Here is a 13,160-nt window from a genome sequence, read left to right as displayed (position 1 = left end):
ACGGGCAGCCATCCTACGCACAACCGACGGAAACGGACTATCTGACCGGGAGGGAATTGGGGAGAATGGAACAAGCACACTGGCACCAATTAAGCAATGAACAGCTTTCAACTAGTCTGGAAGTCGACCCGAAGCAGGGTCTTTCGGAGGAACAGATTGCGGAACGAAGAGAAAGGACGGGATGGAATGAGCTGAGCGAGGGCAAGCGTGTTTCGGCATTTTTGCTGCTGCTCAACCAGTTCAAGGATTTTATGATGCTTGTATTGATGGGAGCGACCCTGATATCTGGCCTGCTCGGTGAATATTTGGACGCAATTACCATTATTGCTATCGTTGTATTAAATGGAATTCTCGGCTTTGTGCAGGAATTCAGAGCTGAACGTTCATTGCGGGCGTTAAGACAGCTTTCGGCTCCAACCGCCAAGGTGTTGCGAGGCGGCAAACGAATACAAGTTCAGGCCAGAGAGCTGGTCGTGGGTGATATCGTGCTGCTGGAAAGTGGTGATCGTATCCCCGCTGATGTAAGGTGGCTGAGTACAAACGGCTGTGATGTCGAGGAGTCTGCCCTGACAGGTGAATCGGTTCCGGTGAGTAAACATTCCCGTCCTATTCATGCCGCCGAAGTACCTCTCGGGGACCAAAAGAACATCGGTTTTATGGGCACCATGATGACCAGAGGCACCGCACAAGGCGTGGTTATTCGTACAGGCATGAGTACTGAAATGGGGAAGATCGCAGACCTGATCGAAAATACGGAGTCGCAGGAGACACCGTTGCAGCACAGACTGGAACAATTGGGCAAAATTTTGATTATCGTGGCGCTGGCGCTAACCGTGCTCGTGGTCGTAGCGGGCATTTTGCATGGTCAGCCAGCCATGAACATGTTTTTGGCCGGCGTGAGCTTGGCCGTGGCGGCTATACCGGAAGGATTGCCCGCGATTGTAACCATTGCACTCGCTTTGGGTGTACAGCGTATGATCAAACGCAAGGCCATTGTGCGCAAGCTGCCTTCCGTAGAGACGCTCGGTTGCGCGTCTGTCATTTGCTCTGACAAAACGGGCACACTGACCCAAAATAAAATGACAGTCACTAAGCTATGGCTGGATGGTCGATTCTGGGGAGTTACGGGGGAAGGATATGACCCGCATGGTCATATTATGGACAGAGATCTTCCTGCCGACCTTAAAAACGGACAATCCTTGCGTAGATTGCTGCAAGCCAGTGTACTTTGTAATAATGCGGAAATTGTTCAAGCCGACATGGATGAGCTGCGTTCGAAAAAGAAAACTAAAGAGCCGACACCTGCCGCTGTGTGGGAGCTGAAAGGTGATCCGACAGAAGGAGCGCTGGTCACGTTAGCTGCCAAGGGCGGAGTCACGCGCCAAGGGCTGTATGAACTGTACACACGGGAGCGAGAATTTCCGTTTGACTCGGATCGGAAACGGATGTCAGTACTCGTACGGCACCAGGGGGGACATATCGTATTTGCCAAAGGAGCGCCGGACGTCTTGTTGGGGCAGTGCTCTTACATTTTGTGGGAAGGGAATGTCGTTCCGTTAACGGGTACGCTGCGCCAAAAAGTATTGGCAGCCAACGAAGGTATGGCATCAGAAGCGCTGCGTGTACTTGGTGTTGCTTACCGTGATGTTCGCTCGCATGAGCGTGTCTCTACGGTTGAGGAAGCTGAAACACAACTGATTTTTATTGGCCTGACCGGCATGATTGACCCGCCACGTCGCGAGGTTCGCGAGGCCATTGGCAAGTGCCGGCGTGCTGGCATTCGCACCGTGATGATTACAGGCGACCATGGTACAACTGCGGAGGCCATTGCACAGCAGCTGGGCATTCTCCAACGCGGCTCACATGTGTTGACAGGACAGCAACTGTCTCTCATGGATGATACGGCGTTGGATAATGCTGTTGATTCCGTCTCCGTGTATGCACGGGTGTCGCCGGAACATAAGCTGAGAATCGTCAAGTCGCTGCAAAGACGCGGACATGTCGTAGCTATGACCGGAGATGGCGTCAATGACGCACCCGCGATCAAGGCGTCGGATATCGGGATTGCAATGGGCATTACAGGCACAGACGTGACCAAAGAGGCGGCTGCGCTTGTGCTGAGTGACGATAATTTCTCAACGATTGTAGCGGCCATTGAGGAAGGACGAAATATTTACGAGAATATTCGTAAATTCATTCGTTATCTACTCGCCTCCAATGTTGGCGAAATTTTGACGATGTTCTTTGCCATGATGGCGGGGCTGCCGCTGCCTCTGCTACCCATTCAGATTTTGTGGGTAAATCTGGTGACTGATGGTTTGCCGGCCATGGCTCTGGGTGTGGATCAGCCGGAAAAGGATCTTATGGAGCATAAGCCTCGCGGCGCAAAGGAAAATATTTTTGCTCGTCGACTGGGCTGGAAAATCATTAGCCGCGGTCTGTTGATTGGCTTATGTACGCTTGCAGCCTTCTGGTTGACATTACGGATTGCTCCAGATGATGCAGGGCAATTGCTTAAAGCGCAGTCCGTTGCCTTTGCTACGTTAGTGCTTGCCCAGTTAATTCATGTATTTGATTGCCGCAGCTCCCGTTCTGTTTTCCATCGTAATCCGTTTCAAAATAGTTATCTCGTGCTCGCCGTGCTGTCCTCCATCGTGCTAATGCTGGTTGTAATGTATGTGCCGATGCTGCAGCCTGTTTTCAAAACGGTACCACTTGGTTTGCGTGAATGGTCACTATCTATTGTCGCAGCTGGAATTCCAACATTCCTGATGGGAGCGGGAAGTGTATGGGGCGGTCGACGTAACCGTCGCCGCGGCGGAAATACACACTTTTCAGCGGGACGGACAAAGTTTTCAGCCTAGCATTCGAGTCACGTATCACATTGCTTTCCTGCTTTTGCCCTGTATGATATTATGGGATCAAAGCTTCGAAGTGGAGCATGAGATCAGCAGCAACAGCGGGGGGAAGCTATGGAATTCACTAAAATGAACGGTCTGGGTAATGATTTTATCGTTTGGTACGGGCATCAGGAATTGCCGTCTGACGCCGCGGAATTAGCTGTTCGGCTATGTGATCGACATTTTGGTATTGGCGCCGATGGGTTGGTATATATATTGCCGTCTAACAAGGCAGATTTTCGCATGCGCATCATTAACTCGGACGGCTCGGAGGCTGAGCAATGCGGTAACGCTATTCGTTGTGCTGCCAAATACGTGTATGACAATAAGCACATCAACCGTGAACAGATTACAATCGAGACACTGGGGGCAGGTGTGCAGCAGGTTGAACTGACTGTAGAGAACGGAACTGTACGTATGGTGAAGGTAGATATGGGAGAGCCGATTCTGGAAGGATTGAAAATTCCAACTACACTGGATCTGACTAGCGTCATTAATGAGCCCATTGAAGCTGGAGGAAGTGGCTTTCGCTTTACGGCTGTATCTATGGGAAATCCGCATTGTGTCATTTATGTTGAGGATGCGCCTAGCTTTGAACTGGAGGCCTGGGGACCAAAGCTGGAGTGTCATCCGTTGTTCCCTAAAAAAACTAATGTTGAGTTCGCCACAGTACGAAGCCGGAAGCATATAGATATGAGAGTATGGGAAAGGGGAGCTGGACCTACGCTAGCTTGTGGAACCGGAGCTTGTGCTACGCTTGTTGCTTCTGTACTGAATGGATACAGTGACCGCCGCGCTATCGTAAGCCTGAAGGGCGGCGATCTGGATATCGAATGGAGCGTGGATGATAATCACATTTATATGACAGGTCCGGCTGAGATTGTGTTCGAAGGTCGTATATAGAAGTGAGGGGGAAGAAGACCTTAGCAGGTCTTCTTTTTTTGAGCTTTTATGGTGCTGTTGACTAGGAATATGGTGAACAAAGCGAGATTCTGTCTTTTTTTGATGTCTGAACCATGTATAATATAGAAAATGAGAAAACGAGAAGGAGGCCGTTCATAGTGCGGAAATTTCATTGGATTTCAGCGATTGCAGTCCTCATACTTGTAGCCACCGCGCTTCCGGTTCAAGCGGCGACTTTTCCTGCGTCCACGGAAACGACGGACAAGCAGGTGGGCTCGTTAACTCCGACAGTCGTAAGCCGTTTAGAAAAAGCAGTACAAGAACTTATCGGTTCCAAAACTGCATTTCAATTTGACGATGTGACGGATATGGGAAAAACCTGGATTGTCGAGGGTGAATTGGAGGACGGGACAGCTACGCTGCAGACAGAATATAATAAAGAGAAAAACAGAGTGGATTCTACAACCATACGCTATAAAATAGGTAGTTTGGGGAAGGCGATGAACGCTCCACTTAAGGAAAAAGTGTTAAACAGCGCCAAAGCGTTTGACAGCAAGCGTCCCTTACAATTCGAAGCATTCTGGCGGGTTAAATCCCCCTATCAATCCAATAAGCCATCAAATTACTGGGTATTCTGGGGAACTGGAGAAAAAGCTTCCTCATTGTATGTCGATGTGGATCAGGGTAATAGTATTACCATCAATGCGGACTATGCGCTGAAGCAGGTGGACCCTGTGATACTGAATCGTGCAGTGAACACATTTAAGCGGGTGAGTGGACAGCGAATCACAGTACAGCATGCCTCACGGTATAAGGATGAGAAGAATGGGCGTTCTTATTGGTCGTTTGAGGATGCAAGCGAGGCCAGTGAGGTTAAGATTGGTGCAGTAACAGGTAAAGTGCTAGCCGTATCCACATCTGGGATGGACTGGAGTGATGACGCGGATTTCAAAAAGTCTTTTGCAAACCCCAAATATACCGCCGCAGAAGCATTAAAGCTGGTCAAGCCCAAGGCTCAGTTGTTGTTTAATATCAATTTGTCTAGCTACAAAGTAAAAGTCCAGGGAAATCAATATACGTTTTTCAGACAGCAAAAGGGGACGGATTCTATTGTGGCTAAAGTGAATAAAAAAGGGTCCTTTTATGAGTTCTCTCTCCATTCATCTGATGGGAAAATGCTATGAAAATGTAGTGAAAATAGAAAATGACCAATCAAGTTGCTTCACTCCTGATTTATATTGTCGGGACGTGAGGCAGCTTTTTTTGTTTTTGGCTTATGTTTGTAGTCTCTTTATGTTACATTAGTATGAAAATAAAGAGCGGGGTGGAGCAGAGGACATGAAACCGGATTTGCGTACTGTGCTGAATCGTGAAATTATTATCGGAGACGGCGCTATGGGTACTTTTTTATACCAGCTAGGATTTCCAGTAAATACATCTTACGAAGAACTGAACATTACTTCGCCTGATGTCATATCAGACGTGCATGGTCAGTATTTAAATGCAGGAGCACGATTGCTAGAGACGAATACGTTCTCTGCAAATGATTATAAGTTGGCTCGCTTTGGATTGGAATCCAAGGTAGAAGAGATTAATCGTGCTGGTGTGAGAATTGCCAAGGCTGCGGCCGGACCTGAACATTATGTAGTAGGTGCGGTGGGTTCCATCTGCGGAGGCAAACGTCTTAATATATCCAAGCTGGAGCTGTCAAGAAACTACGAGCAGCAGATTGATGCCCTTCTGTCCGAAGGGGTTGACGGCATTTTATGCGAAACGTTTTACTCACTAGACGAAATGCGCATTGCGCTTCACAGTGTACGTAAATACAGTGATATTCCGGTAATTTGTCAATTTGCGGTCGATCAGGTTGGTCGTACCCAAGATGGTTTCTTAATGGCAGAAGCCTTTTCGACCCTGCGCAATGAAGGGGCTGACATCCTCGGGTTTAACTGTCACTCCGGTCCGCAGGGAATTATGAGTGTAATGGAGCAGTTGGACGGTCCCTTGTCTATGCCGTTGTCCGTATATCCGAATGCGGGATTAGCAGATTATGTGGATGGTCACTATGTATATGGTGCATCACCTGAATATTTCGGAGAATGCGCCACATCCTTTGTAGATCTTGGCACGAGGCTGATAGGTGGCTGCTGCGGAACTACACCGGACCATATTGCTGCTATTTCCAAAGCATTAAATAATGTGCAACCGCCCCCGTTGGCTTCAATAGAAGCTCTGTCGACAGAGTCCATTCATGTGGTGGAGCAGACAGCAAATGAAGGGGGACGGGGAAATGGCAGACATGCCAGCGACCCCAACATTGTGGATCTAGTGAAGGAACGGCATACGGTCATTGTAGAGCTGGATCCTCCGCGAGATCTCGACATTACCCGGTTTATGCAAGGTGCGCATGTTTTGAAGAAAGCTGGGGCTGATGCACTTACACTTGCTGACAATTCGCTGGCAGTTACTCGTATGAGCAACATGGCGCTTGGGCATCTGGTTAGTATTGAAACAGGCTTGCGTCCATTAATTCATATCGCATGTCGTGACCGTAATTTGATTGGTACTCAATCCCACATGATGGGTTTTGACGCACTGGGTATTGATCATGTACTGGCGGTTACTGGAGATCCAGCGCGGTTCGGTGATTTACCAGGTGCCAGTTCGGTGTATGACATGACATCTTTTGAAATCATACGCATGATCAAGCAACTAAATGATGGTGTCGCATTTTCCGGTAAGCCGCTGAAGCAGAAAGCTAATTTTGTGGTGGGTGCTGCTTTTAATCCGAATGTTAAGCACTTGGGTAAAGCTGTACAGCGGCTGGAGAAGAAAATTGCCTCCGGGGCCGATTATATTATGACTCAGCCCGTTTACGATCCCGAGCTGATTACAGCCATCGCACAAGAGACGCGGCATTTGGAGGTACCGATTTTTATCGGTATTATGCCGCTAGCTAGTGGCCGCAATGCAGAATACTTGCACAATGAAGTGCCCGGTATTCAGTTATCCGATGAGGTGCGTGCACGTATGTCGGGGCTGGAGGGCTCGGAAGGACGAGCAATGGGTGTGTCCATTGCCAAGGAGTTGCTAGATACGGCCATGGAACATTTTAATGGGATCTATTTGATGACTCCTTTTATGTTCTATGAAATGACGGCTGAGCTGACTTCATATGTATGGCAAAAATCAGGCCGAGCACTGGCCCCCTTGTTTCGACTATAATAATCAATTACAATAGTATAATGGATGTGATGCCGATGTCATTGAGTATGACCGGATACGGTCAAGCTATTCTACATTATGAGGGGTATAAAGTGCGCTTGGAATTGAAATCGGTCAATCACCGCTACTGTGAAGTGATGATGAGAATTCCACGCGAATGGACTCGTTATGAAGATAGCTTGAGAAGAACGGTTCAACAGCAGATTAAACGCGGTCGTATTGATGTATTCATCCACAGGGAACGTGATGAAGAACAGATACCCGCCGCACGGTTGAATGACACTGTGGTGCAGGCTTACCTGCGTGCAGCGGAGCAGCTGGCGGATCGTTATGGCGTGAAAGGAACACTAGGTATAAGTGATATCCTCACTTTGCCGGATGTTCTGGGTGAGCCTGGAGAGGCTCGCAATGGAGACGAAGAGGACTGGGAAGAGCAGCTACAGCGAGCTTTGAACGAGGCTTTGCAAGGCTTGCTGGAGATGAGAAGGCGAGAAGGCGGGCATTTGGCACAGGATGTGGAATCCCGTATTTTACGTCTGGAATCCCTTCATCAGGAAATGACGGTGTTGGCTCCTCATGTTGTGAGCGACTACCGTAACAGGCTGAAGCATAGGCTTAAAGAGCTTCAGGACGGTTCATTTACGCTTGATGAACATAAGTTCGGAATGGAGATTGCGTTATTCGCAGATCGCAGCAATATTGATGAGGAGCTTACCCGGCTTCAAAGTCATTTTGGACAGTGCAAAAGGTTGCTGCTGTCGGACGAGCCGGCCGGTCGCAAATTAGATTTTTTAATCCAGGAAATGAACAGGGAAGTCAACACGATCGGCTCCAAGGCTAATCATCTCACATTGGTTAATTTGGTTGTCGAGATGAAAGCAGAGCTTGAAAAAATTCGTGAGCAGGCTGCAAATATTGAGTAGCTAACTGGTAGCGGCACGGCTGCAATAGTCAATGTATAGGGGGAAAGACCTGAATATGGCAATCAAACTGATCAATATTGGCTTCGGCAATATCGTGTCGGCCAACCGAATAATCTCCATCGTCAGTCCGGAGTCTGCTCCGATCAAGCGGATTATACAGGAAGCCAGGGACCGTCATATGTTAATTGATGCTACCTATGGCCGCCGGACACGGGCTGTTATTATTACAGATAGTGATCATGTAATCCTGTCTGCGGTGCAGCCGGAGACGGTCGCTCATCGCCTATCCACTAAAGATGATGACAATGACGAATAAAAATGGAGTGTACTATGGCTAAGGGATTATTATTTGTAATATCCGGACCTTCGGGTGTCGGTAAAGGGACGGTAGGCAATGCATTGCGCGAAAAGCTACCTGAGATAACGTATTCCGTATCTGCTACGACTCGGACACCTCGTTCGGGCGAACAGGATGGAGTGACCTACTTTTTCAAAACACGTGAAGAATTTTTAGGCATGATTGAACGGGATGAATTGCTGGAGTATGCAGAGTATGTAGGTAACTACTATGGCACTCCACGTGATTTTGTAGACCAGACGCTTGCCCAGGGCAAAGATATCTTTTTGGAAATAGAGGTTCAGGGTGCGCTTAAGGTTAAAGAAAAGTTCCCTGAAGGTATTTTCATATTCCTGCTTCCGCCTTCACTGGATGAATTAAAGGATAGAATTCGTGGGCGTGGCACAGAAACTCAAGCTACCATTGATCATCGTATGTCGGTAGCTGTGGACGAAATGAATCTGTTGCGTCACTATGATTATGCGGTTGTCAATGATGAGATTGATTTCGCTTGTAAACGAATAGAATCCATTATTATCGCCGAACATTGTAAGGTTCGACCTTAAGCGAGGGCTTTACATATATCAGGCGTATTTAAAGAGAAATAATACTGTATAAGCTGAGCTTGAAGGTGTACACTGGAGTTCAGCTTATACAGCTTAAAACTACATGAAGAGGTGTCTATTCGTGCTGTATCCTTCCATTGATGAAATGATGAAAAAGGTAGATAGTAAATATTCGCTGGTTGTAGCGGCATCACGCCGTGCTAGACAGTTGCGTGAGGGCGAAAAGACGAGCTTGAAAAGTCCTAAATCTCACAAACAGGTTGGGGTAGCTCTGGAAGAGATCTATGCAGATCATCTTTTACTTGAAAGCGGCGAAGAAGAATAAGAATTATAGACAATCATTATAGCCAGGCGCAATGCCAATTCCTTTGACAACCGCAAGGTTGTTATTTTTTTCGGTCAGGGGGAGTTAACGATGTTGAAGGGGAAAGTTATTATTCTTGGTATAACCGGCGGGATTGCTGCCTATAAAGGGGCGGCGCTGTGCAGTAAGTTGACGCAAAAGGGAGCCGATGTTCATGTGATTATGACGGCTTCTGCCAAGGAGTTTATTACCGAACTTACGCTGCAATCACTCTCTCGCAATCCGGTATACAGTGATACATTTGATGAAAGAGAGCCGTCCATCGTATCTCATATTCATCTGGCGGATGCGGCTGATTTGGTGCTGGTTGCTCCTGCAACGGCGAATATCATCGGAAAAATGGCGCATGGTCTTGCTGATGATATGCTATCCACAACATTGCTGGCTACGACAGCGCCTATTATGGTGGCTCCTGCGATGAACGTACATATGTATACTCATCCGGCTGTCATGCAAAATATGGAGACGCTCGTATCACGTGGTGTGAAGATGATTGAACCCGGGGAAGGATTACTGGCTTGCGGTTATGTTGGCAAAGGACGTTTGGAAGAGCCGGAAACTATTGTGGAGACGATCGAGCGCTTTTTTGATCAGCAAGCTCAGGAACCCGAAGCTACAATCAAGTCTGAACCACGGTGGTTTGGAAGCGAATCTACGGAGAACTCAGTATCTGAGCCACTTGTGAATAAGAACAAATTGGCGCTTTCAGGAAAAAAAGTCATTGTTACAGCTGGGGGCACGATTGAGCGAATTGATCCTGTCCGTTATATTACGAATGATTCATCGGGTAAAATGGGCTTTGCCATTGCAAAAGTGGCTCAGGAGATGGGTGCAGAGGTGCAATTGATTGCTGCCAATACCAGCGCGGAGCCACCTTCAGGTATTTCGCTTGAACGAGTGCAGTCAGCTGAAGACATGTACCAGGCCGTGTTAAAGCAATGGGAAACGAGTGATCTGGTCGTTATGGCTGCTGCCGTAGCAGACTATCGACCACGTGAGGTGGCACAGACCAAGATCAAGAAAAAGGATAGTGTGCTTACACTGGAGTTAGTAAAGAACGTCGACATTCTTGAAACACTCGGACGCAGCAAGAAACATCAATTCTTAATTGGTTTTGCAGCAGAAACGGGAAATTTAGAAACGTATGCAATAGATAAATTAGAACGTAAAAACTGTGATTTGCTTGCGGCTAACGATGTAACTGTAGAGGGTGCTGGTTTTGGTGTGGATACGAATGCTGTTCAAATATATGACCGAAGCGGGATGGTAGAGCAGATCCCTGTACAGTCAAAGGAAGAAGTTGCGCGTAAATTGCTTACTCTGGCCGCGGAACGCATGGGTGGGGTGCTGCATTAATGGAAACAGGCAATTTAGTTGCCAAGGTTATTGTCGATGTACCTGCCAAAGATACAGATCGTACCTTCGATTATCTGATACCGGATTCCATGAGGCCTTGGATTGAGCCTGGTAGTCGGGTAGCTGTGCCTTTTGGCAAACGGACGGTGCAGGCTTTTGTCATCTCGGTAGTTCCAGCTGAGGAACCGCCAAAATACAGGATGAGGGCGATTCAGGAGCTGCTGGATTTAGTACCGCCCTTATCTCCAGATTTGGTCGAACTGGGCAAATGGATGAGCGAACGTTATGCTTGCAATCAAATTATGGCACTGCAAGTGATGATTCCTACCGCGCTTAAGGGCAAGGCGGAACGTTATATTTCAATTGCCGAACAGCATAAGTGGACGAACCCACAGCGGACTACATTGTCTAATCAGGAGGATGAGATCGAATGGGCTCTTCTGACCGACGATGGCATGAGTGACCCGGTGGAGCGCCAGATTGTCAGCTTTATTCAGAATAAGGAGCAAGTCCCGCTACAGCAACTCAGTAGACGTTTTCCCGCGGAGGCAGAGGTTATTAAATCGCTGTTACGCCGCGGAGTGCTTCAAGAAAGCCAGATTATTAAAGACAAGCTTAGCAAAAAGACGATGAAAGCTGTTGATCTGGCTATCAGCATAGATGAGGCATCTATAGCGTTGGAGCAATTTTCTGCCAAGGCGCAGCGTCAGCGGGAGGTACTTGCTTTTTTACTGGAACGTAGCGAGTTTCTGCCTCTGCCGCTGAAGGAAGTAATGACCTCGCTAGGTGTTTCAGCTGCCACGGTTAAGGCACTGGAAGATAAGGGCTATGTATTCCAGGAAGACGTTGAAGTCTTCCGCGATCCCTATCGGGGCAGACACTTCAAGCCTACAGATCCTCTCCCGCTTACGACAGAGCAGCAGTCAGTGTATGAACGGATTGTTCGTCAGCTGGATATCCGTGAGCAAGGAGCTTATTTGCTGCATGGAGTCACAGGGAGCGGCAAGACGGAAATCTATCTGCAAACCATTCAGCGTTGTATCGAGCAGAATCGCCAGGCTATTGTGCTTGTACCTGAAATATCGTTAACCCCACAAATGGTTGAACGTTTCAAAGGCCGTTTTGGTGACCAGGTGGCCGTGATGCACAGCAGGTTGTCCGGGGGAGAACGGTACGATGAGTGGCGAAAAATACGCGAAGGTCGTGTGAAAGTCGCGATCGGCGCTCGTTCGGCAGTATTTGCTCCTTTTCGTGAGCTGGGGCTCATTATTATGGATGAGGAGCACGAAACGTCCTATAAACAGGAAGAGACCCCAAAATACCATGCGCGTGATGTAGCTATTCGCAGAGCACACCAGCATGGAGCTGTCGTTATTCTCGGTTCAGCTACACCATCATTGGAAAGCTATTATGCCGCTCGGTCCCAAAGCAATGACGAGTTTGCGCCGTTGCTGCTTGAAATGCCAACCCGTGCATTGGGGAACACGTTACCCGAAGTCCATATCATGGACATGCGTGAGGAACTGCGGGCTGGCAACCGCTCCATGTTCAGCCGCGCATTGCATAATGGAATCGCAGAGCGATTAGAGCGTAAGGAGCAGACGGTATTACTATTGAATCGACGTGGTCACTCCACGTTCGTCATGTGCCGGAGTTGTGGCTATGTAGCGGGGTGTCCGGATTGCGATATTTCGCTTACTTATCATCAGCGGTCGAACAATTTACGCTGCCATTATTGCGGTTATTCCGAGCAGGTTCCTCAGACTTGTCCGGAATGCGGAAGTGAGCATATTCGCTACTTCGGTACAGGCACTCAGCGAGTGGAAGAAGAGTTGGCTAAGCTATTTCCTGGTATACGAGTTGTCCGAATGGATGTCGATACAACGACTGAAAAAAATGCTCATGAAAAGCTGCTCAAGCAGTTTCGTGATAAAAAAGCAGATGTTCTGCTGGGTACTCAAATGGTGGCCAAGGGGCTAGACTTTCCCGATGTCACGCTGGTAGGTGTCATTACTGCGGATTCTGCTCTTAATTTACCGGACTTTCGGGCTGCTGAAAAGACATTCCAGCTTTTAACACAAGTAGCCGGGCGTGCTGGAAGGCATCAATTGCCGGGGGAAGTATTCGTACAATCCTACACTCCAGAGCATTACTCGGTGGTTCACGCCAGCCGTCATGATTATGCTTCTTTTGTGAGGGAAGAGTTGAAACACCGCCGCAATTTGCATTATCCGCCATATTGCCGACTTATTTTGGTGACCTTCTCTCATGAACAGCTTCCTGTACTGGTTCGATTGGCTGAAAATTACTCAGCGACACTACAAGGACGAGCCAGACAACGGGGCTGGTTCGGGAATATGGACCGGCTTACATCGGATGTGCTGGACATTTTGGGGCCTGTAGCTTCGCCCATTTCAAGGATCAAGAATAGATACCGATTCCAATGTATGATAAAATGGCGTGGAAATATCGACGCCATTGGTTTGGCTCAGCAAGTAGCTGATGAAATGGCTGAATCTGCACAGGCACAAAAGTTGCTGATTAGTCTGGATGTTGATCCGCAAATGCTTATGTAGCGTATTAATA

Annotated in this window: 10 protein-coding genes; all 10 read left to right on the top strand. The window is 48.0% G+C overall.

The genetic code is table 11. From position 1 onward, the window contains the following. Positions 1 to 65: 65 nt before the first annotated feature. The 10 genes from FKV70_RS06715 to priA all read left to right on the top strand — a co-directional run bounded on the left by FKV70_RS06715 (position 66) and on the right by priA (position 13,150). Positions 66 to 2,864 (top strand): calcium-translocating P-type ATPase, SERCA-type, encoded by a 2,799-nt coding sequence (locus FKV70_RS06715; RefSeq protein ID WP_064796307.1) that lies wholly within the window; start codon positions 66 to 68, stop codon positions 2,862 to 2,864. Between the two features lie 108 nt (positions 2,865 to 2,972). Continuing rightward, the gene (gene dapF, locus FKV70_RS06710; protein ID WP_142612184.1) at positions 2,973 to 3,803 is read left to right on the top strand and encodes a diaminopimelate epimerase; all 831 of its coding nucleotides are present in this window, start codon (positions 2,973 to 2,975) and stop codon (positions 3,801 to 3,803) included. Between the two features lie 158 nt (positions 3,804 to 3,961). Next, positions 3,962 to 4,987, top strand: a complete 1,026-nt coding sequence (locus FKV70_RS06705; protein WP_063213629.1) for a hypothetical protein — start codon at positions 3,962 to 3,964, stop codon at positions 4,985 to 4,987. 154 nt (positions 4,988 to 5,141) lie between these two features. Further along, positions 5,142 to 7,028 (top strand): bifunctional homocysteine S-methyltransferase/methylenetetrahydrofolate reductase, encoded by a 1,887-nt coding sequence (locus tag FKV70_RS06700; protein WP_142612183.1) that lies wholly within the window; start codon positions 5,142 to 5,144, stop codon positions 7,026 to 7,028. 35 nt (positions 7,029 to 7,063) lie between these two features. After that, positions 7,064 to 7,951: a YicC/YloC family endoribonuclease gene (locus FKV70_RS06695; RefSeq protein ID WP_142612182.1), complete on the top strand. Its 888-nt coding sequence runs from the start codon at positions 7,064 to 7,066 to the stop codon at positions 7,949 to 7,951. Positions 7,952 to 8,006: 55 nt separating this feature from the next. After that, positions 8,007 to 8,267 (top strand): extracellular matrix/biofilm regulator RemA, encoded by a 261-nt coding sequence (gene remA, locus FKV70_RS06690; RefSeq protein WP_005548256.1) that lies wholly within the window; start codon positions 8,007 to 8,009, stop codon positions 8,265 to 8,267. Positions 8,268 to 8,281: 14 nt separating this feature from the next. Next, complete coding sequence (gmk, locus tag FKV70_RS06685) at positions 8,282 to 8,854, top strand: guanylate kinase (RefSeq protein WP_013371851.1); 573 nt, start codon at positions 8,282 to 8,284, stop codon at positions 8,852 to 8,854. A 121-nt stretch (positions 8,855 to 8,975) separates the two neighbouring features. Then, complete coding sequence (rpoZ, locus tag FKV70_RS06680) at positions 8,976 to 9,179, top strand: DNA-directed RNA polymerase subunit omega (protein ID WP_013371850.1); 204 nt, start codon at positions 8,976 to 8,978, stop codon at positions 9,177 to 9,179. 90 nt (positions 9,180 to 9,269) lie between these two features. Continuing rightward, entirely contained in the window at positions 9,270 to 10,574 is a 1,305-nt protein-coding gene (gene coaBC, locus FKV70_RS06675; protein ID WP_064796310.1) for a bifunctional phosphopantothenoylcysteine decarboxylase/phosphopantothenate--cysteine ligase CoaBC, read from the top strand. Continuing rightward, positions 10,574 to 13,150, top strand: a complete 2,577-nt coding sequence (gene priA, locus FKV70_RS06670) for a primosomal protein N' (protein WP_142612181.1) — start codon at positions 10,574 to 10,576, stop codon at positions 13,148 to 13,150. The genes coaBC and priA overlap by 1 nt, the downstream gene beginning before the upstream one ends. Positions 13,151 to 13,160: the final 10 nt, after the last annotated feature.

The organism is Paenibacillus ottowii (assembly GCF_006874425.1).
Classification (GTDB): domain Bacteria; phylum Bacillota; class Bacilli; order Paenibacillales; family Paenibacillaceae; genus Paenibacillus; species Paenibacillus ottowii.
The sequence above is the reverse complement of the archived record's forward strand: the minus strand, read 5'-3'. Positions and strand labels throughout refer to the sequence as shown.

What these genes read in the sequence shown, in the direction of transcription:
- FKV70_RS06715 (WP_064796307.1), top strand. Translation starts at nt 66, where the DNA reads ATGGAACAAGCACACTGGCACCAATTAAGCAATGAACAGCTTTCAACT.
- dapF (WP_142612184.1), top strand. Translation starts at nt 2,973, where the DNA reads ATGGAATTCACTAAAATGAACGGTCTGGGTAATGATTTTATCGTTTGG.
- FKV70_RS06700 (WP_142612183.1), top strand. Translation starts at nt 5,142, where the DNA reads ATGAAACCGGATTTGCGTACTGTGCTGAATCGTGAAATTATTATCGGA.
- FKV70_RS06695 (WP_142612182.1), top strand. Translation starts at nt 7,064, where the DNA reads ATGTCATTGAGTATGACCGGATACGGTCAAGCTATTCTACATTATGAG.
- remA (WP_005548256.1), top strand. Translation starts at nt 8,007, where the DNA reads ATGGCAATCAAACTGATCAATATTGGCTTCGGCAATATCGTGTCGGCC.
- gmk (WP_013371851.1), top strand. Translation starts at nt 8,282, where the DNA reads ATGGCTAAGGGATTATTATTTGTAATATCCGGACCTTCGGGTGTCGGT.
- coaBC (WP_064796310.1), top strand. Translation starts at nt 9,270, where the DNA reads ATGTTGAAGGGGAAAGTTATTATTCTTGGTATAACCGGCGGGATTGCT.
- priA (WP_142612181.1), top strand. Translation starts at nt 10,574, where the DNA reads ATGGAAACAGGCAATTTAGTTGCCAAGGTTATTGTCGATGTACCTGCC.